We start from the raw sequence: 20619 nt of genomic DNA on the forward strand, positions 1-20619 counted from the left end.
AAAATGGCGTTGAACAGGAACTACATCTTCCTCTTCCTGTTCAGCCTGGCGATGACGGCTTCGGGGCTGGCTTCCATGCCGCCGATCGACCGTGACGAGCCGCGCTTCGTCCAGGCCACCAAACAGATGGTCGAGAGCGGCGACTACGTCGACATCCGCTTTCAGGAGACCTCGCGCTATCAGAAGCCGATCGGCATCTACTGGCTGCAATCGGCGGCCGTGGCGCTGAGCGGGCAGGGTGCCGAGGCACCGATCTGGGTCTATCGCACGGTTTCGGCACTTGGCATTGCCATTGCCGTGCTGGCGATCGCCTGGACAGGGACCAATCTCTTCGGTGCCAATGCCGGCCTCGCGGCCGGCCTGGTGATGGCCGCGATCTTCGCAACCGCTTTCGAGGGCCGCGACGCCAAGACCGATGCGATGCTGCTGGCCTGCTGCGTGGCGGCGCAAGGCGCGCTGGCGCAGATTTATCTGGCATCGCGCCGCAATGAACCGGTCGCCGGCCATCTCTGGTGGATCTTCTGGATCGCGCAAGGGGCCGCGATCCTGATCAAGGGGCCGATTGCGCCGCTGCTGTCCACGTTGACCATCGCCGTCCTGTTCGCCTTCGAACGCGACGGGCGCTGGCTGTCGAAGCTCAGGGTTGGGCGCGGCTTGCTGCTTGTCTTGGTGATTGCGCTGCCCTGGCTTGCCGCGATCACCTGGAAGAGCCACGGTGCTTTCCTGCAGCAGGCCGTCGGCAAGGACATGCTCGGCAAGGTCGCGTCAGGCGCGGAATCGCACGGCCTGCCGCCCGGCTTCTATATGCTGACCTATTCGCTGTTCATGTGGCCGTTCGGCCTGATCGCGGTCGGCGCTGGCCTGCAGGCCCTCAACCGTCTGCGCGACGATGTCAGGCTGCGCTTCTGCCTCGCCTGGTACATTCCGTTCTGGCTCGTCTTCGAACTCATTCCCACCAAGCTGCCGCATTATGTCCTGCCGGCCTATCCCGGCATGGCGCTGCTGATCGGCTGGCTGCTGACATTGCAACCGCAGGATGCCAATGCGCCGCTCAGGCGCTGGCAGCAATGGTTGTGGTGGTCGACCGCATTCGGTCTTGTCGTGGTCAGCCTTGGCCTGGCGGCGGTCTGCATCGGAGCGCCGATCTACCTTGCCCACACTTTCTCCTGGTGGAGCATTCCGGCGGCCGCGGCCGCACTCGGCGCCGGCTATTTTGCTTTTTCGCGGCAGTTGCAGGTGCCGCTGCCCCGCATCGGCGCCACCGCAGCCTGTGCGGGTATCGCCTACGCCTTGCTGTTCGGGGTCATCGCCCCGTCGCTGAAGCCGATCTGGCTGAGCCCGGCGATCAAGGAAGCGGTGCGCGCCAACAAACCTTGCGACTCGACGGTGCTGGCCTCGGCGCGCTATCAGGAGCCGAGCCTTGTGTTCCTGGTCGGCACGAAAACGGTCCTGACCGATGTCGGTGGCGTGGCGGAACATCTGCTCGCCGATCCTGCTTGCTCCTTGGGCCTGGTGCCGACCGGCGACGAACAGAAATTGAATGGCATGCTGTCTGTGCAAGGCAAGTCGGCGAACCGCCTCGCCGAAGTCGACGGCCTCAACTATTCGTCGGGAGACAAACTGTCGCTCGGTCTCTACCGTATAGCGCAATGACTTCGGTGATGGGGTCGAGTTCCCAATGCTCGTGAAATCGCGTCCTCCAGTTTCCAGATCGCTCCTCGGGATAGGACGCCGATCCCTCGGCAATTTTCGCGACACCCTGCAGATCGCAAGACGGCGCCTTGCCGTTCGCCCGGGTCGCTATCCCAACATTTCGTGGTGGGCGTGGGGCCTGGTCTGGGTCTTTCTGACGGCAGCGGCCTTTGTCCGTCTCGATACGCCGGCAGGGGTGGCGCATGGCCAATGGTCGCCTGATGTGGCCAGGCTTGCCGAGTTCTTCACGCAATTCGGACTGGGCGGCTGGTATCTCATCCCGTCCGCGCTGCTGCTTGTGGCGGCCAATCTGACGGATTGGCGAAGCCTTTCGCGGCGCGCGCTGATGCTGGTCTACAGTTGGACTTGTCTGGCTTTCCTGGTGCTGAGCGCCGTTGGCCTGTCCGGCCTAACCGTCAATGTCCTGAAATATGCCATTGGCAGGGCCCGCCCGCTCTACTTCCAGGATTTCGGCGTCCTTGCGCTGCACCCTTTTGCCTTCGATGCGCGCTTTGCCGGCTTTCCGTCCGGCCATGCCACGACGATGGGTGCCGTGTTCGGTATCCTGCTGCTTTTGTTCCCGCGACGTTGGTACATCGCTTTGGCGGTCACGGCCTGCGTCGCCTCGACCAGGGTCTTCGTCGGCGCGCACTATCCGAGCGACACCGTTGCCGGCTTCGGCCTCGGCTGCGCCTTCGCGTTGGCGTGCGGACTGGTCTTTGCCAGGCTTGGCTTCATCTTCCGGCCGGCACCTTCAGGATTGCCGGTCCGCAAGCCATCGTTCCGGCTTATTGCCCCTGAAAAATAGGTCGCTGCCGGACCATCAGCACGGCGGCAAGACACAAGACACATGTCGAGGAGGCGGGCATTGCCCGCCCGCTCATAGCCCGGGGATACGGATCGCCTGATGTCTTAGCGCAGCCGTTTCGGCCGCGGATCGGACAATTCTCCCGCCAGCCGGCGATCGAGATAGTCGGCGCATTCCTCGATCAGCACATCGGCGTCGTTGGCGAAGAAATGGTTGGCGCCGGGCAGGGTCTTCTGCGTGATGGTGATGCCCTTTTGCGTATGCAGCTTGTCGACCAGGCCTTGCACGTCCTTCGGCGGCGCCACCTTGTCGGCGTCGCCATGGATGATCAGGCCCGAGGACGGGCAGGGTGCCAGGAACGAGAAATCATAAGTGTTGGGCTGCGGCGCGATCGAGATGAAGCCTTCGATCTCGGGCCGGCGCATCAGGAGCTGCATGCCGATCCACGAACCGAAGGAATAGCCGGCCACCCAGCAGCTCTTGGAATCCGGATGCAGCGACTGCACCCAGTCGAGTGCGGCTGCCGCGTCCGACAACTCGCCGGTGCCGTGGTCGAACTCGCCCTGGCTGCGGCCGATGCCGCGGAAATTGAAGCGCAGCGTGGTGAAATCACGCTTCTGGAACATGTAGAAAAGGTCATAGACGATCTTGTTGTTCATCGTGCCGCCGAACTGCGGGTGCGGATGCAACACGATGGCAATCGGCGCGCTCTTTTCCTTCGAGGGCTGGTAGCGTCCCTCCAGGCGGCCAGCCGGACCGGTAAAAATGACCTCAGGCATGAAATACTCCACGTGACATATACAAGTGCGCGGCGCCCGGAACTCTTCCTCTGGCCGCGCTTCCACAGACCTTGACGCAGGGCGAGCGTCTTCCTAGAAGCTAGTTTAGAATTGTTCAAAACTGGGTGGCCGAAACGCGATCGCCCGGTCGCACTCGCCGCAAGCCGCGTAAATAGGACGGCTTGCCTTGGAATTTCAAGGAAATAACGCCATACGTCGGCGGAATGGCTTCTGACGGGAAGAACTGGACGAAAATGGCCGCGATACGCGCCTATCTCGACTACAATGCCAGTGCGCCGCTGCTTTCAGCGGCGCGCGAGGCCATGGTCGCGGCGTTTGACGCAGCCAATCCCTCGTCGGTTCATGCCGAGGGGCGTGCCGCGCACAGGCTGGTCGAGAATGCCAGGCGCGACGTCGCGGCGTTGGTCAATGGCAAGGCTGAGCATGTCGTCTTCACCTCGGGCGCGACCGAGGCTGCCTCGACGCTTCTGACGCCGGACTGGCGGATGGGGCGCGGCGCCATTCGCATGAGCCGCCTCTACGTGTGCGAGGCCGACCATCCGTGCCTGCTGAATGGCGGACGCTTCCCGGCGGACCTTGTGACGCGGATCGGTGTCGGCGCTGATGGCATCGTCAGTCTCGACGCCTTGACGGCGGCGCTCGGCGGTCACGACAAGGCCGATGGCTTGCCGCTGGTCGCGATCCACGCCGCCAACAACGAAACCGGCGTCATCCAGCCGATCGACCGCATCGCGGAGATCGTCAGGGCGGCGGGCGGCATTCTTGCCGTCGACGCCGTCCAGGCCGCGGGCCGCGTTTCCATCGATATGTCGGCTGGATACGCCGACTATGTGATTCTGTCCTCGCACAAGATTGGTGGCCCCAAGGGCGCAGGAGCCATCGTTGCCGCCGCCGACCTGATGATGCCGAGGCCGCTGATCAATGGCGGCGGCCAGGAAAAGGGCCACCGTGGCGGCACCGAGAACCTGCCCGGCATCGCCGGTTTTGGCGCCGCCGCGCGAGAAGCCCTGGCCGGACTGAACGCCATCGGTGCCGTGCGTCAGCGTCGCGATGCGGTCGAAACGTCGATCAAGACGCTGGTGCCGGATGTGGAAATCTTCGGAGCCGGCGCACCAAGGCTTGCCAACACGACATTCTTCGCTATTCCCGGCGTCAAAGCCGAGACCGCCCAGATCGCCTTCGATCTGGCGGGCGTGGCGCTTTCCGCCGGCTCCGCCTGCTCGTCGGGCAAGGTTGGGCCGAGCCATGTGCTGAAGGCCATGGGGTACGGTGACAGCCTTGGCGCCTTGCGCGTGTCGGTCGGTGCCGCGACCGGAGCCGAGGACATCGAACTGTTCCGCGCCGCGCTGGCAGGCATTGCCGCGCGCCGGGCGGGTAGAGAGAAAGCCGCGTAGCGGTTTGAGCATCGGACCGAAAATCCGATGCTTGAGAAAAACGGATTTGGGCTTCGGCCTGGTAGAGCCGTGCGTTTCATGCTGGCCGGGTGAATTTCCGGTCGAGGCGCACTATATTGAACTTACGCTGCCGCGGACGCTGCTCGGCGTCCAATCGGCGGTGCCATAGTTTGAAAACTGTCGGGCCTTGACCCCGGCGTGGATGGAGAACGCATATGCCTGCTGTGCAGGACACGATCGATCGGGTCCGAAAGATCGACGTCGACCAATACAAATACGGATTCCAAACCGAGATCGCTGTCGACAAGGCTCCCAAGGGCCTGAGCGATGACATCATCCGTTTCATTTCGGCCAAGAAGGATGAACCGTCCTGGATGCTGGAGTGGCGCCTGGAAGCCTATCGGCGCTGGCTGACGCTGGAAGAGCCGACCTGGGCGCGCGTCAACTATCCCAAGATCGATTTCCAGGACATCTACTATTACGCGGCGCCCAAGAGCACGCCCGGACCGACTTCGCTCAGCGACGTCGATCCCGAGATATTGAAGGTCTACGAGAAGCTCGGCATTCCGTTGAAGGAGCAGGAAATCCTCGCCGGCGTGCAGAAGACCGACGTCTCGGAGCTCGAGGAAATCAGCGACAACGTCTACAAATCGGGCCGCGTCGCCGTCGACGCAGTGTTCGATTCCGTGTCCGTCGTCACCACCTTCAAGAAGGAGCTGGCGCAGGCCGGCGTCATCTTCTGCTCGATCTCCGAAGCGAGCCGCGAGCATCCTGAGCTGGTCCAGAAATATCTCGGTTCGGTCGTGCCGACCTCCGACAATTTCTACGCGACGCTGAATTCGGCCGTGTTCACCGACGGCTCGTTCGTCTTCGTGCCCAAGGGCGTGCGCTGCCCGATGGAGCTGTCGACCTACTTCCGCATGAACGAGAAGAACACCGGCCAGTTCGAGCGCACGCTGATCATCGCCGAGGAGGGGGCCTACGTCTCCTATCTCGAGGGCTGCACGGCGCCGCAGCGCGACGAGAACCAGCTGCATGCCGCGGTGGTCGAACTGGTGGCGCTTGACGATGCCGAGATCAAATATTCGACGGTGCAAAACTGGTACCCCGGCGATGCCGAGGGCAAGGGCGGCATCTACAATTTCGTCACCAAGCGCGGCGACTGCCGTGGCCACCGTTCGAAGATCTCGTGGACGCAGGTCGAGACCGGCTCGGCGATCACCTGGAAGTATCCGAGCTGCATCCTGCGCGGTGACGATTCCAGCGGCGAGTTCTATTCGATCGCGGTGTCGAACGGCTACCAGCAGGTCGACAGCGGCACCAAAATGATCCATCTCGGCAAGAACACGTCGAGCCGCATCATCTCCAAGGGCATCGCCGCCGGCTTCTCGCAGAACACCTATCGCGGCCAGGTCTCGGCGCATCGCAAGGCGACCAACGCCCGCAACTTCACCAACTGCGACTCGCTGCTGATCGGCGACCAGTGCGGCGCGCACACCGTGCCCTACATGGAAGCCAAGAACTCGACGGCGCAGTTCGAGCACGAAGCGACGACGTCGAAAATTTCCGAGGACCAGAAGTTCTACGTCATGCAGCGCGGCATTCCGGAAGAGGAAGCGATCGCGCTGATCGTCAACGGCTTCGTCAAGGATGTCATCCAGCAGCTGCCGATGGAATTCGCGGTCGAGGCGCAGAAATTGATCGGCATCTCGCTGGAAGGCTCGGTGGGCTGACCGGCCCAGACAAATATTCAGGAAACAAAAATGCTTGAGATCAAGAACCTGCACGCCCGCATCGTCGATGACGGCACAGAAATCATCCGCGGCCTGAACCTGACGGTGAAAGCCGGCGAGGTCGCCGCCATCATGGGGCCGAACGGCTCGGGCAAATCGACGCTCTCCTACATCCTCGCCGGCCGCGAGGACTATGAGGTGACCGAAGGCGACATTCTCTACAACGGCCAGTCGATCCTCGAAATGGACCCGGCCGAGCGTGCCACTTCCGGCATCTTCCTCGCCTTCCAGTATCCGATGGAGATACCGGGCGTGGCGACCATGGAATTCCTCAAGGTGGCCATGAACGAGCAGCGCAAGGCGCGTGGCGAGGAGCCGCTGAAGATCCCGGAATTTTTGAAGCGCGTGAAGGAAGCCGCCGCCTCGCTCAGCATGGACATGGCGATGCTGAAGCGGCCGCTCAATGTCGGCTTCTCCGGCGGCGAGAAGAAGCGCGCCGAGATCCTGCAGATGAAGCTGCTTGAGCCAAAGCTCTGCGTGCTCGACGAGACCGATTCCGGTCTCGACATCGATGCGCTGAAGATCGTCTCGGACGGCGTCAACGCACTGCGCTCGCCGGAGCGCGCCATAGTCGTCATCACCCACTACCAGCGCCTTTTGGAGCACATCGTGCCGGACAGCGTGCACGTGCTCTACAGGGGCCAGGTCATCAAGTCGGGCGACAAGTCGCTGGCGCTCGACCTCGAGGCCAACGGTTATGCCGGCGTGATCGGCGAAGCCGCGTGAGATGCCAAGTCATTTTGTTCCAAAAGACAGGCGAGACTGATGAACATGCACACACAACCGCAGCGGACACCGGCCGAGACCGCGTTGATCGACGCGTTCGGTGACCGACTGTCGCTGCTGCCGGGCGACGGCGCTGTCATGCTGAAGCGCGACGACGCCATCGAGGCGGTCAAGCACGGCCTGCCGACGCGGCGCATCGAATCCTGGCATTACACCGATCTGCGCCGGCTGTTGAATGCGGTGCCGGACTTCGATCCGGCCGCCGCCGCGAAAGCCATCGCGCCAATCGTCGACGGTTCGACGGTTCTGAGCCTGTTGAACGGGGTCTCGAGCGCCAAGGCGCCGGTCGTCGAAGGCGTCAGCGTCCAGCGCCTGTCCGAAAAGCTGACCGATGGCAGCATTGCGCCGGGGCTCGATCCCTATGGCAGCGACGATGCCATCGGTGCGTTGAACACCGCCTTCGTCGCCGACGGCTATTTCGTCGACATCGCCGATGGCACGGAGCTGGAAAAGCCGATCGAGCTGCAGAACCTGCAGGCCGGTGGCCAGACCCATGTGCGCTTGCCGGTGCGGGTCGGCGCCAACGCCAAGGCGGTCATCGTCGAACGCCAGGCCGGCGAGGGCGCGGCGCTGACGAGCTCGGTCAGTCAGCTGGTGCTCGGCGAGGGCGCCGAGGTGACGTGGCTTATCGTCCAGGAACAGCCGGAAACGGCAACGCATCTGGCGCAATTCAAGGCCCATATCGGCAAGGATGCGAAACTGACGCTGTTCGTCATGAACGCCGGCGGCAGGCTGGTGCGCCAGGAGATCATGGTCAAGACGACAGGCGAGGGCGCCGACTTCAAGCTGCGCGGCATCAACCTGCTGGCCGGCGACACCCACACCGACGTGACCATGGTGCTCGACCATGCCGTGCCGCATACGGCATCGACCGAGGTCATCCGCAATGTGGTGACGGGCAAGGCGCGCGGGGTCTTCCAGGGACGCATCAACGTCCACCAATATGCGCAGAAGACCAACGCCAAGATGGCCTGCAACACGCTGCTTTTGTCCGACGACGGCGAGTTCTCGACCAAGCCGGAGCTCGAAATCTTCGCCGACGACGTCGTCTGCGGCCATGGCGCGACGGTCACCGAGATCGACCACGACCATCTGTTCTACCTGATGGCGCGCGGCGTCGACGAAAAGAGCGCGCGTGGCCTGCTGGTCAAGGCGTTCGTCGCGGAAGTGATCGAGGAACTGGACGACGAGGCGATCGTCGAGGCGCTGGAAGCGCGGCTCGACGAGTGGTTCGTGACGCACGGGTAAATTGGATGGGGCCTGGCTAAGCCACCCCTCATCCGTCTTGGCGCTACGCGCCAATCCACCTTCTCCCACAAGGGGAGAAGGTAAAGTGCTCTTCCTTCGCCTTCCTTCTCCCCTTGTGGGGCCTGAAAGGCGGGCGAGGCAAGCGACTCGCCCTGGGCGGTGGCCGCGAAGCGGTCGGATGAGGGGTGCGCGGCAGAATGAGGCGATGAAGTTGTGATGGACCAGAAGATCGAGACCACCCCCTACGACGTCGAGGCGATCCGCCGCGACTTCCCGATCCTGTCGCGCGAAGTCTATGGCAAGCCGCTCGTCTATCTCGATAACGGCGCCTCGGCGCAGAAGCCGCAGGTGGTGCTCGATACCATCCAGCACGCCTACAGCCAGGAATATGCCAACGTCCATCGCGGCCTGCATTTCCTCTCCAATGCCGCCACCGACGCCTATGAGAACGCGCGGAAGTCGGTGCAGAGATTTCTCAATGCGCCAAGCACCGACAACATCGTCTTCACCTCGAACACGACCTCGGCGATCAACACCGTCGCCTATGGGTATGGCATGCCCAATATCGGCGAGGGCGACGAGATCGTCCTGTCGATCATGGAGCACCATTCCAACATCGTGCCGTGGCATTTCATCCGCGAACGCCAGGGCGCCAAGCTGGTCTGGGTGCCGGTCGACGACCTCGGTGTCTTCCACATCGAGGAATTCGAGAAGCGCCTGACCGATCGCACCAAGTTGGTCGCCATCACGCAGATGTCGAATGCGCTGGGCACGGTGACGCCGATCAAGGAAATCGTCCGGATCGCGCATGCGCGCGGCATTCCCGCACTGGTCGACGGCAGCCAGAGCGCCGTGCACATGCCCATCGACGTGCAGGACCTCGATTGCGATTTCTTCGTCTTCACCGGCCACAAGGTCTACGGCCCCTCGGGCATCGGCGTGCTCTACGGCAAGAAGGATAGTCTCGCCGGTATGCGGCCTTTCATGGGCGGCGGCGAGATGATCGAGGAGGTGACGGAAGACATCGTCACCTACAACGAGCCGCCGCACCGCTTCGAGGCCGGCACGCCGCCGATCGTCCAGGCGATCGGACTGGGTGCCGCGCTCGACTACATGGACTCTGTCGGGCGTGAGCGCATCGCGGCACACGAGGAAGACCTCAAGAATTATGCCCATGAGCGCCTGCGCGCCATCAATTCGCTGCGCATCTTCGGCGATGCGCCTGGCAAGGGCGCCATCATCTCCTTCGAACTGCAAGGCATTCATGCCCATGACGTATCGATGGTGATAGACAGGCAAGGCGTGGCTGTCCGTGCCGGCACCCATTGCGCCCAGCCGCTGTTGAAACGCTTTGGCGTAACCTCCACATGCAGGGCATCGTTCGGCATGTATAATACCAGGGCCGAAGTCGACGCTTTGGCAGAGGCGCTTGAAAAAGCGCGCAAGTTTTTCGGGTGACGACCATGGATGATGTGAGCACCACCACCGAAGCTACGCCGGAAACCGCCGGCAACAGCGTCGTTTCCGCCTCGGCCATCCCGGCGGATGAACTGGCGCGGCTGACCGATGACATCGTCTCGGCGCTGAAGACGGTCTACGACCCGGAAATCCCGGCCGATATCTACGAGCTCGGCCTCGTCTACAAGATCGACGTCGAGGACGACCGATCGGTCAAGATCGACATGACGTTGACCGCGCCCGGCTGCCCGGTGGCCGGCGAAATGCCTGGCTGGGTGGAAAATGCCGTCGGCGCCGTCGAAGGCGTTTCCGGGGTCGAGGTCAACATGACCTTCGATCCGCCCTGGACGCCCGACCGCATGTCCGAAGAGGCGCAGGTCGCGGTGGGCTGGTATTGACGCGGTCAGACGAAATTTATGTCCGACAACTTTCCGCCGGATCACTTGAGCGCAAGGGATATTCCGCCTTCGGCGAAAGTCGTTGAGCTTTGGGGCGCTCCAGTTATCGACGCTCTCGATCAACCGTCCGAGTATCGTAGAATCATCAGTGCAATGCCTTCCGCGATCAGCAACGTCATCTGCGTCGAGTTGCTGAATTGGCAGGTTCTCAACGGGGGCTTCAGGCAGTATTTTTGGAATTCTTATGGGATAACGGCTCAGGGGGCCATTCAAGGGTTCCGCGCGATGGGCCTTGAAATGCACGCTGAATTGACTCGACAAGCCTGCGTCCTGCTGGGCGGACGTTTTCCTGAAGAGCGTTCGGCAAGAATGGAAATCCTGGGGGAAGCCGGCGGCAGTGGCATAGATTTCAATGCCTTGGATAACGCGTTCTATGCCTTGGAGGAGAATGAACGGGAGTCGTCGGAAGCTGTTCTCGATGCATACGCGACGGCAGCGCTGCACGGACAATGGCAATAAAATCTCTTGCAGCAATGTGCTATTGTAACCATTTTTAGGGAAGACTCATTCTGCGGGCCTTGAACTCGCGCGAAAGTGGAGAATGATATGGGACGGTTTGCCGTCATCACGATGACCGAAAAGGCCGCCGACCGGGTGCGCGAGATCGTCGCCACGCGCGACAACGCGCATGGCATTCGCCTCGGCATCAAGAAGGGCGGCTGTGCGGGCATGGAATACACGGTCGATCTGGTAACCGAGCCCAACGCGAAGGATGACCACATCGAGCGCGATGGCGCGCATGTCTATGTCGCGCCGGAAGCAGCGCTTTTCCTGTTCGGCACCGAGATGGATTTCGAGCAGACGACGCTGCGCACCGGCTTTACCTTCCGCAACCCGAACCAGAGCTCGGCCTGCGGCTGCGGCGAATCGGTCGAATTGAAGCCAGCCGATCTGAAAGCCTTGGCCGAGGCGCGCGCTTCGGCCTAGCCTTCCTTCGCCCCGTTTACGGGGAGAAGGTGGCCCGAAGGGCCGGATGAGGGGCAGCGCCTGCCTCTCAGAATTTGGCGCCGTCCCCCATCTACCTGCCCCGCTAATCCACCCACATGCCTGTCCGCTTGTGCCAGTCGGCGATCGATTCCTCAGGATAGACGTCGAACACCTTGTCCTTCGGCCCGACATCGGGCTCGACCCAGTTCGCCTTATATTTCAGCATCAGATGCACCTTTTCGGGCGGCTTCGGCAGGTCGCTGTCGATCGCCGAGGCGAAGGGATGCACCAGTTCTGGCCAGGTCGGGTCGTAGAGCCAGAGCGCTGACCCGCATTTGCGGCAAAAATTGCGCTCGCCGGTCGAGACCTCGCAGTGGGGATGCTCGTCGTCCTCGATCTCGGCGCGATAGACGCCAAGGTTTCTCTTGCCCCTGATGTTCAGCGTTTCGTAGTCGGCACCGAGATTGATGGCGAAACCGCCGCCGCCCTGCTGCTTGCGGCAGATCGAGCAGTAGCACAGCATGAATGGCACGGGCGTGTGGCTTTCCACTTCGAAACGCACGGTGTTGCAGCGACAGGACCCCTTGAGCAGGACAGGCATGGCAAAAAACTCCGACAGGATAGCCTCAACCTGTCAGCATGATTTTGGTTGCGGCGATGACAAGGCCAAATGCCGGTGACATGATCGCGGCATGGACAATGAACGCATCGCCGAACTGTTCGAAGGCCTCGGTCCGGTCAGCATCCGAAAACTGTTCGGCGGCAAGGGCATCTATTTCGACGGCGTCATCGTCGCCATCGTGCTGCGCGGCGAATTGCTGCTGAAAGCCGACGAGCAAGGCGCACCGGATTTCGAAGCCGCGGGCTGCCGGCAGTGGACCTATACCGGCACGCGCCACGGCAAGCTGGTGGCGATGCCCTACTGGAGCATTCCCGACAGCGCGTTTGACGATCCGGACGAAATGACGGTCTGGGCACGCCGCGCCTATGAGGCGGGGCGGCGCGCCGGGAGGTAGATTCCCGTAAGCGCGAGGCAGCCCCCTCATCCGGCCGCTTCGCGGCCACCTTCTCCCCGAGGGGAGAAGAGGTCGACATCGGCGCTAGCCAGCTCCTCTCCCTTCGGGGAGAGGTCGGATTGCCCCGAATTGCTCTTTTGCAATTCGGTCTTGGCAATCCGGGTGAGGGGGACCTTCGTCGCGAGAAACTACAGCGCCTTCGCTATCCGCGCCGCCAGCCTTGCATTGTTCTCGACCAGCGCGATGTTGGTCTTCAGGCTGCGGCCGCCGGTGAGTTCGAGGATTTTTCCCAGCAGGAACGGCGTCACCGCCTTGCCGGTGACGTTGAGGGCTTCGGCCGCCTTCTGCGCGGCTTCGATGTAGCTGGCCATTTCTTCAGCGGGGATTTCATGGTTTTCCGGCACCGGATTGGCGACCAGCAAGCCGCCGCTGAGCCCCAGAGCCAGGCGCGTCTGGTAGAAATGCGCGATGTCTTCCGGCTTGTGCAGGGTCAATGGCGCCCGGAACGGCGACTGCCGCGACCAGAAGGCCGGCATCGTCTCGCAGCCATGGCCGACCACTGGGACACCGCGCGTTTCCAGCACCTCCAGCGTCTTTTCGATGTCGAGGATCGCCTTGGCGCCGGCCGAGACGACGATGACCGGCGTGCGCGCCAGTTCATCGAGGTCGGCCGAGATGTCGAAACTCTTTTCCGCGCCCTTGTGCACGCCGCCGATGCCACCGGTGGCGAACACCTTTATCCCGACCATGTCAGCCGCGATCATCGTGGCAGCGACCGTGGTGCCGCCCGTGCGTCCCTGCGCGACGGCGAAGCCGAGATCGGCACGCGACAGCTTCATGGCGTCACCCGTCATCGCCAGCGATTCGCGCTCGCCGTCGGAGAGGCCGATCTTGATGCGGCCGCCAATCACAGCGATCGTCGCCGGCACCGCGCCGCCGTCACTGATGATCTTTTCGACATTGGCGGCCATGGCGCCATTGTCGGGATAGGGCATGCCATGGGTGATGATGGTGCTTTCGAGCGCCACCACCGCACGCCCGGCCGCCAGGGCTTGCGCCACCGGTGCGTGGATATCGATGAAAGGGCGGGCGGTTTCTGGCGTCATCTCTGATCTCCAATCCGGAGTGCGGCGCATCCACTGCGCTCTATGAATTTGCCGGTCTCATGCCACTTCCCTGGCATCCGGCACAAGGGCCAGCGCTTCCGCGAAGCTCGCCGCGGTGAATTCGGGCACGGCGTTGGCGCTTTCGATGGCCAACGTTGCCGCCGCGACGCCTTCGCGCAGGGCCTGGCGCAACGGCAGGCCGCGCAGCAGCGCCGCGACCGTCGCGCCCGCCAGCGCGTCGCCGGCGCCGGTGACATCGGCGACCTTTCTGGGGGCAGGCGGCAGGATCGAAAAGGCACCTGTCTCATCGAAACCCAGCACGGGGCCGCTGCCTGCCGTGACCACGCCGCTGGCAAGGCCGCTGCATCGCAAGCCGTCGATCATTTCCCCCTCGGCGGCACCTGCATTGACGCCGGCCAGCACAAGGGCCTCCCGCCGGTTCATGAAGAGCTGGGCCAGCCCGCCGAGCACCGGTATTAGCCGCGTCACCTTGGCCGGCGAAATCGCGATGGCGAAAACTGGTTTGCCGGCGGCGAGCGACAGCAACCCCTCCAGCGCGGCCGACGGCAGGTTGGCGTCGCACAGGATGGCATCGGCGGCGGCCACTTCCTGGCGTATCTTGGAACGCCGGATCTGCTTGGGAAAGGCCAGGTCGTACAATGCCATATCGGCAAAGCCGACGATCAATTCGCCTTCGCGATCGATCAGTGCCGTGTAGCTCGGCGTGGTACGGTCGAGGAACACCGCCGACAAATCGACGATGCCTGCCTCGGCGATGGCCCGTGAAACCGTATCGGCTGACGCGTCGCCGCCGCGCACCGAGAGCAGCGATGCGGAGAGGCCGCGCCGCACCATGCTGCGCAACGCATTGAAGACGCCACCGCCGACATCCTCGCGCATCGTGCCGGGATTGGAGGCGGCCGGCACATAGGGGCCGGACACCTGGCCACGCCGGTCGATATGGGCGCCGCCCACGGCCAGTATCTCTAGGGATTCCACCATGGCGGCGATATGACCTTTGTTGTTGCAGACGCACAAGCGCTACAATGCGCGACAGAGCTTCGCATGCAGGACGGCGATTCGGCCGGGCGATAGGATCGAGCCGTCTGGCCCAATGCGGAGCCTGTTCCTGCCCGGGCGGAGCCCTCTCCTGCCCGGGGTTGCGAGACAAAAAAAGAACAAATTGGGATATCGCTTGTTTTTCAGTTGGTTGTCACCCCTTGCCAAATGAGAACAAAAAAGGTACAAAATGGCAGGGATTACGGATTGTCCGGCCTTCATTGACGACCAAGGGGTGATGTATCATGGCTCAGAATTCTTTGCGGCTGGTAGAGGATAAGGCAGTGGACAAATCAAAGGCTCTGGATGCGGCGCTGTCGCAAATCGAGCGGGCTTTCGGCAAGGGCTCGATCATGCGGCTCGGCGCCAACGAGCAGGTCGTCGAGATCGAAACGGTGCCGACCGGCTCGCTCGGCCTCGACATCGCGCTCGGCGTCGGCGGCCTGCCGCGCGGCCGCATCATCGAAATCTACGGGCCGGAAAGCTCGGGCAAGACGACGCTGGCCCTGCACACCGTGGCCGAAGCCCAGAAGAAGGGCGGCATCTGCGCCTTCGTCGACGCCGAGCACGCGCTCGATCCGGTCTACGCTCGCAAGCTCGGCGTCGATCTTGAAAACCTGCTGATCTCGCAGCCCGACACCGGCGAGCAGGCGCTGGAGATTTGCGACACGCTGGTCCGTTCCGGCGCCATCGACGTGCTGGTGGTCGATTCGGTGGCGGCGCTGACGCCGCGTGCCGAAATCGAGGGCGAGATGGGCGATTCGCTGCCCGGCCTGCAGGCCCGCCTGATGAGCCAGGCGCTGCGCAAGCTGACAGCCTCGATCTCGCGCTCCAACACCATGGTCATCTTCATCAACCAGATCCGCATGAAGATCGGCGTCATGTTCGGTTCGCCTGAGACGACGACCGGCGGCAACGCGCTGAAATTCTACGCCTCGGTGCGCCTCGACATCCGCCGCATCGGCTCGGTCAAGGATCGCGACGAGGTGGTCGGCAACCAGACCCGCGTCAAGGTGGTCAAGAACAAGCTGGCGCCGCCCTTTAAGGTGGTCGAGTTCGACATCATGTATGGCGAGGGCGTCTCCAAGACCGGCGAACTGGTCGATCTCGGCGTCAAGGCCGGCGTGGTCGAGAAGTCGGGCGCCTGGTTCTCCTACAATTCGCAGCGTCTCGGCCAGGGCCGCGAAAACGCCAAACTGTTCCTGCGCGACAATCCCGACACCGCGCGCGAGATCGAACTGGCGCTCAGGCAGAATGCCGGGTTGATCGCCGAAAAATTCCTCGAAAATGGCGGCTCTGAAGGCAATGGCGACGACGGTTTCGAGGACGAAGCCGGCGCGATGTAGGGCAATGCCAGAGTTTGGCCATAAATCCGGCCTATTATCTGATGCTTAAGTAACAGAGTTCTGTAGTACCGCGTTCCAAACCGCCGGCCTTCGCGCCGGCGGTTTTCGTTTGCGCGCCCGCGCAAATGCCGGTGCAAGGCGCGAATTGGCCCAATTCCGTGTTTCTGGACAGGGTCAAGAGCTACGGCTAAAAGGCCAACTCCATCTTCTAGAAAACACAGAGCCATCTCCCGCCGGTCCGGCCGGCGGCTCTCTCGAAAAGGCAGTATCCATGAGTGGCGTGAACGAGATCCGGTCGACCTTTCTCGACTATTTCCGCAAGGAGGGCCATGAGGTCGTGGCCTCGAGCCCGCTCGTGCCGCGCAACGATCCGACATTGATGTTCACCAATGCCGGCATGGTGCAGTTCAAGAACGTCTTCACCGGTTTGGAGAAGCGGCCCTATTCGCGTGCCACCACGGCCCAGAAAAGCGTTCGCGCCGGCGGCAAGCACAACGATCTCGACAATGTCGGCTATACCGCGCGCCACCTGACCTTCTTCGAGATGCTCGGCAATTTCTCCTTCGGCGATTATTTCAAGGAGCGCGCCATCGAGCTTGCCTGGAACCTCATCACCAAGGAATTCGGGCTGAAGAAGGACAAGCTGCTCGTCACCGTCTACCACACGGACGACGAGGCGGCCGGCTTCTGGAAGAAGATCGCCGGTTTCTCCGACGATCGCATCATCCGCATCCCGACCTCCGACAATTTCTGGGCGATGGGCGACACCGGACCCTGCGGCCCGTGCTCGGAGATCTTCATCGACCGTGGCGAGCACATCTGGGGCGGCCCTCCCGGCAGTCCGGAGGAGGATGGCGACCGGTTCCTCGAATTCTGGAACCTGGTGTTCATGCAGTATGAGCAGGTGACGAAGGAGGAGCGGGTCGACCTACCGCGCCCGTCGATCGACACCGGCATGGGACTGGAGCGCATGGCCTCCATCCTGCAAGGGGTGGAGAGCGTCTTCGAGACCGACCTGTTCCGTCATTTGATCGATGTGGCGTCCTCCGCGCTTGGGCGCGCGCCCGATGCGGAAACGGTTGCGTCCTACCGCGTCATTGCCGATCATCTGCGCTCGTCCTCCTTCCTGGTCGCCGACGGCGTGCTGCCGTCGAATGAAGGCCGCGGCTATGTGCTGCGCCGTATCATGCGCCGCGCCATGCGCCATGCGCAGTTGCTCGGCGCCCGAGATCCATTGATGTGGAAGCTGGTACCGGCGCTGGTGCGCGAGATGGGCCAGGCCTACCCGGAACTGGTGCGTGGCGAAACGATGATCACCGAGACCTTGAAACTCGAGGAGACACGGTTCCGCAAGACGCTGGTGCGTGGCCTCGGGCTGCTCTCCGAGGCGACGGAGAAGCTCGGCGCCGGCGACATGCTGGATGGCGAGACGGCCTTCAAGCTCTACGACACCTATGGCTTCCCGCTCGACCTGACACAGGACGCCCTGCGGCAGCGCAGCATTTCGGTCGATCTTGCCGGCTTCACCAATGCGATGGAGCAGCAGAAGGCGGAAGCGCGTAAGCACTGGGCCGGATCCGGCGAGGCGGCCACCGAGACGGTTTGGTTCTCCGTGCGTGAAAAGACCGGCGCCACCGAATTCCTCGGCTACGAAACCGAGCAGGCTGAGGGCCTCATCCAGGCGCTGGTCAAGGACGGCAAGACCGTCGACAGCGCCGCCAAGGGCGATGCGGTCGCCGTGGTCGTCAACCAGACGCCGTTCTATGGCGAATCCGGCGGCCAGATGGGCGACACCGGCGTTATCTCGGGTGAGGGGTTCTCGGTCGAGATCTCCGATACACAAAAGAAGGCCGATGGTCTGTTCGTGCATCTGGGCAAGGTGATCGCGGGCACGGTCAAGACGGGTGCCGCGGTCGAACTGAAGGTCGATCATGCCAGGCGCTCCAGGCTACGCGCCAACCATTCCGCGACGCATCTGATCCACGAGGCGCTGCGCGAGGTGCTGGGCACCCATGTCGCGCAAAAAGGCTCGCTGGTCGCACCCGAGCGCCTGCGCTTCGATATTTCGCACAACAAGCCGATTTCGGCCGAGGAGCTCGATGAGGTCGAGCGCATGGCCAACGAGATCGTTGTCCAGAACAGCCCGGTCACCACGCGCCTGATGTCGGTCGACGACGCCATTGCCGAGGGCGCGATGGCGCTGTTCGGAGAGAAATATGGCGATGAAGTGCGCGTTGTCTCGATGGGCACGGGCCTGCATGGCGCCAAGGCCAATCGGCCCTATTCGGTCGAACTGTGTGGCGGCACGCATGTCAGGGCGACCGGCGATATCGGCCTCGTGCGCATCGTCTCGGACGGTGCGGTCGCCGCAGGCGTGCGCCGCATCGAGGCGCTGACAGGCGAAGCCGCGCGAAAACATCTCGACGAACAGGACAGGCGGCTGAAGGCGGCCGCCGCCACGCTGAAGATCTCGCCGGCAGATGTGCCAGCGCGCGTCGAAGCGCTGCTCGAAGAACGCAAGAAGCTCGAGAAGGACCTGACCGAAGCGCGCAAGAAGCTGGCGCTGGGCGGCGGGTCGCCTGCCGATGCGCCAGCCGCCAACGAGATCGTCGCTGGCGTCGGCTTCCTCGGCAAGGCGGTTTCCGGCGTATCACCAAAAGATCTGAAGCCGCTTGCCGACGCCGGCAAGACTTCGCTTGGCTCTGGCGTCGTCGTCTTCGTTGGCGCTGGCGAGGACAACAAGGCGAGCGTCGTGGTCGCCGTCACCGATGATCTCGTCAGCCGCTTCAGCGCCGTCGACCTGGTACGCGTGGCCTCCGCCGCATTGGGCGGGCAGGGCGGCGGCGGCCGCCCCGACATGGCCCAGGCCGGTGGCCCGGATGCGTCGAAAGCCAACGATGCAATCGCCGCGGTAAAGGCGGCGCTGGAGGCAGCCTGAAAGTCACAGCATGAAAGTGCTTGTCCTTGGTGGCTATGGTCTGATCGGCGAAGCCGTCGTCGGACATCTGCTTGGTGAAGGCCATCATGTGACCGGCCTCGGTCGCGATATCAGGGATGCCGGGCGGCGCTGGCCGGCGGTGCGATGGGTTGCAGCCGACATGTCGCGGCTGCTTGCTCCTGAGGACTGGATGCCGATCGTCGCCGGCATGGACGCGGTCGTCAATGCGGCGGGCGCCTTGCAGGACGGCCCGCGCGACCGGCTCGACGCCATACACCGGGGCTCGGTGGTGGCGCTGGTCGCGGCCTGTGAACAGGCTGGTGTGCGCCGCTTGGCGCAGATTTCCGCCATTGGCGCCGATCCGGCCTCATCCGATGTTTTCTTCAGGACCAAAGCGCAAGGCGACGAAGCTGTCGCCGGCTCTTCGCTGGAGTGGGCTATTCTGCGCCCGGGCCTGGTGATCGCGCCGGCCGCCTACGGCGGGACCGCGCTTTTGCGAGCCCTGGCGGCCTTTCCCGGTTTTATCCCGGCCGTCATGTCGCGCCAGCCTATCCAGTCCGTGGCGGTTTCCGACGTTGCCGAAGCCGTCTCGCGAGCGGTTTCCGGATCTCTTCCGCCCAGCTCCGTCCTCAATCTCGTCGAAACAGATGCGCGATCGCTCGCCGATGTTATCTGCGCCTTTCGTGCCTGGCTTGGCCTGCCGCAGGCCAGGGTCGTCCCGATGCCGGCCATTGTCGGCCGGCTTGCCGCGGCTGTTGCCGATGGCCTTGGCCTGCTTGGCTGGCGGTCGCCTTTGCGCAGTGCAGCCCTTGCGGCCTTGGCACGCGGCGTGACTGGCAATGCCCAACCCTGGAACGAGGTGAGCGGCAATCCGCTGCAACCGCTCGAGGCGACGCTGTCCGCCATGCCCGCGCGAGTCCAGGAGCGGTGGTTTGCACGCCTGTGGTTGCTGAAACCGGTCGTGTTTGCTGTCCTGTCGATGTTCTGGTTGGCCTCTGGCGTTATCGGCTTGATACGGCAGGATGCGGCCGCCGGTATTCTTGTCTCGCATGGCCTGCCGCCCACGCTGGCGCTCGGAATGGTTCTTGCCGGCGGTGTCGCGGACATCGTTGTCGGAGCCGCGGTTCTCGTGCGATCCCTCGCGCGCCACGCGCTGATGGGCATGATTGCAATCACCTTGCTTTATCTTGCTGGGGCCACCGTATTTGCTCCCGACCTGTGGCTCGATCCACTGGGAGCAATGGTCAAGGCAGTGCCCGCGCTTTGCCTCGTCCTGGTGGCTCTGGCGATTTTGGAAGAACGATGAACCTCTGGGTCGATACCCTGCGCTGGCTGCATGTCATCGGCGCTACCGTGCTCTTCGGCACGGGCGCCGGCATCGCTTTCTTCATGCTGATGGCGCAACGCACTGGTCGCGCCGACCTCGTCGCCCATGTCGCGGGCACGGTCGTCCTCGCCGACGCTATATTCACCGCCATGGCCGTCGTGGTGCAGCCGATAACGGGCTTGTTGCTGGCGCAGGCCATCGGTTGGCCGCTGTCTGAAGGCTGGATCGTGCTGTCGCTGCTACTCTATGTCGTGACCGGTCTGTTCTGGTTGCCGGTGGTCTGGATTCAGATCCGGATCCGAAACCTCGCGCAGCAGGCCGCCACCGAAAACGCACCGTTGCCGGCAGCGGAAAAGCGCTTGTTCCGCACCTGGTTTATCTGCGGCTTTCCAGCTTTCGCTGCGGTGCTTGCCATCCTCTGGCTGATGGTCACGCGGCCCGAAATAGGGCTTTAGCCCGTTAC

At 63.2% G+C, this 20619-nt stretch carries 19 protein-coding genes; 15 read left to right on the top strand and 4 right to left on the bottom strand.

Annotated elements, in window-relative coordinates; translation table 11 throughout:
- Positions 1 to 3 precede the first annotated feature (3 nt).
- Together LB543_RS02180 and LB543_RS02185 are read left to right on the top strand one after the other, a co-directional pair.
- Positions 4 to 1653: an ArnT family glycosyltransferase gene (locus LB543_RS02180; RefSeq protein WP_224612765.1), complete on the top strand. Its 1650-nt coding sequence runs from the start codon at positions 4 to 6 to the stop codon at positions 1651 to 1653.
- Between the two features lie 25 nt (positions 1654 to 1678).
- Positions 1679 to 2500 carry a phosphatase PAP2 family protein gene (locus LB543_RS02185; protein ID WP_140809290.1) on the top strand — a complete coding sequence of 274 codons (822 nt, stop codon included), beginning with the start codon at positions 1679 to 1681 and terminating at the stop codon, positions 2498 to 2500.
- Positions 2501 to 2604: 104 nt separating this feature from the next.
- Here the strand turns inward: LB543_RS02185 and LB543_RS02190 are convergent, their stop codons facing one another.
- A complete protein-coding gene (locus LB543_RS02190) occupies positions 2605 to 3279 on the bottom strand; it encodes an alpha/beta hydrolase (protein WP_027028091.1) in 675 nt (224 codons plus the stop codon).
- 254 nt (positions 3280 to 3533) lie between these two features.
- On the opposite strand from LB543_RS02190, the gene LB543_RS02195 reads away from it, so the two are divergent.
- From LB543_RS02195 to sufA, 8 genes are all read left to right on the top strand, one after another.
- Positions 3534 to 4694 carry a cysteine desulfurase family protein gene (locus tag LB543_RS02195; RefSeq protein WP_224612766.1) on the top strand — a complete coding sequence of 387 codons (1161 nt, stop codon included), beginning with the start codon at positions 3534 to 3536 and terminating at the stop codon, positions 4692 to 4694.
- Between the two features lie 215 nt (positions 4695 to 4909).
- Complete coding sequence (gene sufB, locus LB543_RS02200) at positions 4910 to 6427, top strand: Fe-S cluster assembly protein SufB (RefSeq protein ID WP_224612768.1); 1518 nt, start codon at positions 4910 to 4912, stop codon at positions 6425 to 6427.
- Positions 6428 to 6457: 30 nt separating this feature from the next.
- Positions 6458 to 7213, top strand: coding sequence for a Fe-S cluster assembly ATPase SufC (gene sufC / locus LB543_RS02205; protein ID WP_224593735.1), 756 nt, complete (start codon positions 6458 to 6460; stop codon positions 7211 to 7213).
- A gap of 39 nt (positions 7214 to 7252) precedes the next feature.
- The gene (sufD, locus tag LB543_RS02210) at positions 7253 to 8521 is read left to right on the top strand and encodes a Fe-S cluster assembly protein SufD (protein WP_224612771.1); all 1269 of its coding nucleotides are present in this window, start codon (positions 7253 to 7255) and stop codon (positions 8519 to 8521) included.
- Between the two features lie 216 nt (positions 8522 to 8737).
- The gene (locus LB543_RS02215) at positions 8738 to 9979 is read left to right on the top strand and encodes a cysteine desulfurase (protein ID WP_224612773.1); all 1242 of its coding nucleotides are present in this window, start codon (positions 8738 to 8740) and stop codon (positions 9977 to 9979) included.
- A 5-nt stretch (positions 9980 to 9984) separates the two neighbouring features.
- Positions 9985 to 10377: an SUF system Fe-S cluster assembly protein gene (locus tag LB543_RS02220; RefSeq protein WP_027143659.1), complete on the top strand. Its 393-nt coding sequence runs from the start codon at positions 9985 to 9987 to the stop codon at positions 10375 to 10377.
- Positions 10378 to 10395: 18 nt separating this feature from the next.
- Entirely contained in the window at positions 10396 to 10896 is a 501-nt protein-coding gene (locus LB543_RS02225) for a DUF4375 domain-containing protein (protein WP_224612784.1), read from the top strand.
- 87 nt (positions 10897 to 10983) lie between these two features.
- Positions 10984 to 11364, top strand: a complete 381-nt coding sequence (gene sufA / locus LB543_RS02230) for a Fe-S cluster assembly scaffold SufA (protein ID WP_027143660.1) — start codon at positions 10984 to 10986, stop codon at positions 11362 to 11364.
- A gap of 103 nt (positions 11365 to 11467) precedes the next feature.
- Here the strand turns inward: sufA and LB543_RS02235 are convergent, their stop codons facing one another.
- Positions 11468 to 11965, bottom strand: a complete 498-nt coding sequence (locus LB543_RS02235; protein ID WP_224612787.1) for a GFA family protein — start codon at positions 11963 to 11965, stop codon at positions 11468 to 11470.
- Between the two features lie 91 nt (positions 11966 to 12056).
- On the opposite strand from LB543_RS02235, the gene LB543_RS02240 reads away from it, so the two are divergent.
- The gene (locus tag LB543_RS02240; protein WP_224593752.1) at positions 12057 to 12380 is read left to right on the top strand and encodes a TfoX/Sxy family protein; all 324 of its coding nucleotides are present in this window, start codon (positions 12057 to 12059) and stop codon (positions 12378 to 12380) included.
- Between the two features lie 188 nt (positions 12381 to 12568).
- Here the strand turns inward: LB543_RS02240 and LB543_RS02245 are convergent, their stop codons facing one another.
- On the bottom strand, positions 12569 to 13486 hold the full coding sequence (locus LB543_RS02245; protein ID WP_224593754.1) for a pseudouridine-5'-phosphate glycosidase: 918 nt from the start codon (positions 13484 to 13486) through the stop codon (positions 12569 to 12571).
- Between the two features lie 57 nt (positions 13487 to 13543).
- Positions 13544 to 14488, bottom strand: a complete 945-nt coding sequence (locus tag LB543_RS02250) for a carbohydrate kinase family protein (protein WP_224612797.1) — start codon at positions 14486 to 14488, stop codon at positions 13544 to 13546.
- 302 nt (positions 14489 to 14790) lie between these two features.
- Here LB543_RS02250 and recA point away from each other — a divergent pair, with 302 nt between their 5' ends.
- The 4 genes from recA to LB543_RS02270 all read left to right on the top strand — a co-directional run bounded on the left by recA (position 14791) and on the right by LB543_RS02270 (position 20611).
- Positions 14791 to 15891, top strand: coding sequence for a recombinase RecA (gene recA, locus LB543_RS02255; protein ID WP_013895892.1), 1101 nt, complete (start codon positions 14791 to 14793; stop codon positions 15889 to 15891).
- A gap of 271 nt (positions 15892 to 16162) precedes the next feature.
- Positions 16163 to 18829, top strand: a complete 2667-nt coding sequence (gene alaS / locus LB543_RS02260) for an alanine--tRNA ligase (protein ID WP_224612799.1) — start codon at positions 16163 to 16165, stop codon at positions 18827 to 18829.
- A 10-nt stretch (positions 18830 to 18839) separates the two neighbouring features.
- Positions 18840 to 20135, top strand: coding sequence for an SDR family oxidoreductase (locus LB543_RS02265; protein ID WP_224612809.1), 1296 nt, complete (start codon positions 18840 to 18842; stop codon positions 20133 to 20135).
- Complete coding sequence (locus LB543_RS02270; protein ID WP_224612811.1) at positions 20132 to 20611, top strand: DUF2269 family protein; 480 nt, start codon at positions 20132 to 20134, stop codon at positions 20609 to 20611. Before LB543_RS02265 ends, LB543_RS02270 begins: the two co-directional genes overlap by 4 nt.
- Positions 20612 to 20619 lie beyond the last annotated feature (8 nt).

Source organism: Mesorhizobium sp. ESP7-2, assembly GCF_020164715.1.
In the GTDB taxonomy this organism is placed as follows: Bacteria; Pseudomonadota; Alphaproteobacteria; order Rhizobiales; family Rhizobiaceae; genus Mesorhizobium.

Bases quoted from the DNA above. Each gene is read 5' to 3' on its own strand.
- LB543_RS02180 (WP_224612765.1), top strand. From the start codon at position 4: ATGGCGTTGAACAGGAACTACATCTTCCTCTTCCTGTTCAGCCTGGCG.
- LB543_RS02185 (WP_140809290.1), top strand. From the start codon at position 1,679: ATGCTCGTGAAATCGCGTCCTCCAGTTTCCAGATCGCTCCTCGGGATA.
- LB543_RS02190 (WP_027028091.1), bottom strand. From the start codon at position 3,279: ATGCCTGAGGTCATTTTTACCGGTCCGGCTGGCCGCCTGGAGGGACGC.
- LB543_RS02195 (WP_224612766.1), top strand. From the start codon at position 3,534: ATGGCCGCGATACGCGCCTATCTCGACTACAATGCCAGTGCGCCGCTG.
- sufB (WP_224612768.1), top strand. From the start codon at position 4,910: ATGCCTGCTGTGCAGGACACGATCGATCGGGTCCGAAAGATCGACGTC.
- sufC (WP_224593735.1), top strand. From the start codon at position 6,458: ATGCTTGAGATCAAGAACCTGCACGCCCGCATCGTCGATGACGGCACA.
- sufD (WP_224612771.1), top strand. From the start codon at position 7,253: ATGAACATGCACACACAACCGCAGCGGACACCGGCCGAGACCGCGTTG.
- LB543_RS02215 (WP_224612773.1), top strand. From the start codon at position 8,738: ATGGACCAGAAGATCGAGACCACCCCCTACGACGTCGAGGCGATCCGC.
- LB543_RS02220 (WP_027143659.1), top strand. From the start codon at position 9,985: ATGGATGATGTGAGCACCACCACCGAAGCTACGCCGGAAACCGCCGGC.
- LB543_RS02225 (WP_224612784.1), top strand. From the start codon at position 10,396: ATGTCCGACAACTTTCCGCCGGATCACTTGAGCGCAAGGGATATTCCG.
- sufA (WP_027143660.1), top strand. From the start codon at position 10,984: ATGGGACGGTTTGCCGTCATCACGATGACCGAAAAGGCCGCCGACCGG.
- LB543_RS02235 (WP_224612787.1), bottom strand. From the start codon at position 11,965: ATGCCTGTCCTGCTCAAGGGGTCCTGTCGCTGCAACACCGTGCGTTTC.
- LB543_RS02240 (WP_224593752.1), top strand. From the start codon at position 12,057: ATGGACAATGAACGCATCGCCGAACTGTTCGAAGGCCTCGGTCCGGTC.
- LB543_RS02245 (WP_224593754.1), bottom strand. From the start codon at position 13,486: ATGACGCCAGAAACCGCCCGCCCTTTCATCGATATCCACGCACCGGTG.
- LB543_RS02250 (WP_224612797.1), bottom strand. From the start codon at position 14,488: ATGGTGGAATCCCTAGAGATACTGGCCGTGGGCGGCGCCCATATCGAC.
- recA (WP_013895892.1), top strand. From the start codon at position 14,791: ATGGCTCAGAATTCTTTGCGGCTGGTAGAGGATAAGGCAGTGGACAAA.
- alaS (WP_224612799.1), top strand. From the start codon at position 16,163: ATGAGTGGCGTGAACGAGATCCGGTCGACCTTTCTCGACTATTTCCGC.
- LB543_RS02265 (WP_224612809.1), top strand. From the start codon at position 18,840: ATGAAAGTGCTTGTCCTTGGTGGCTATGGTCTGATCGGCGAAGCCGTC.
- LB543_RS02270 (WP_224612811.1), top strand. From the start codon at position 20,132: ATGAACCTCTGGGTCGATACCCTGCGCTGGCTGCATGTCATCGGCGCT.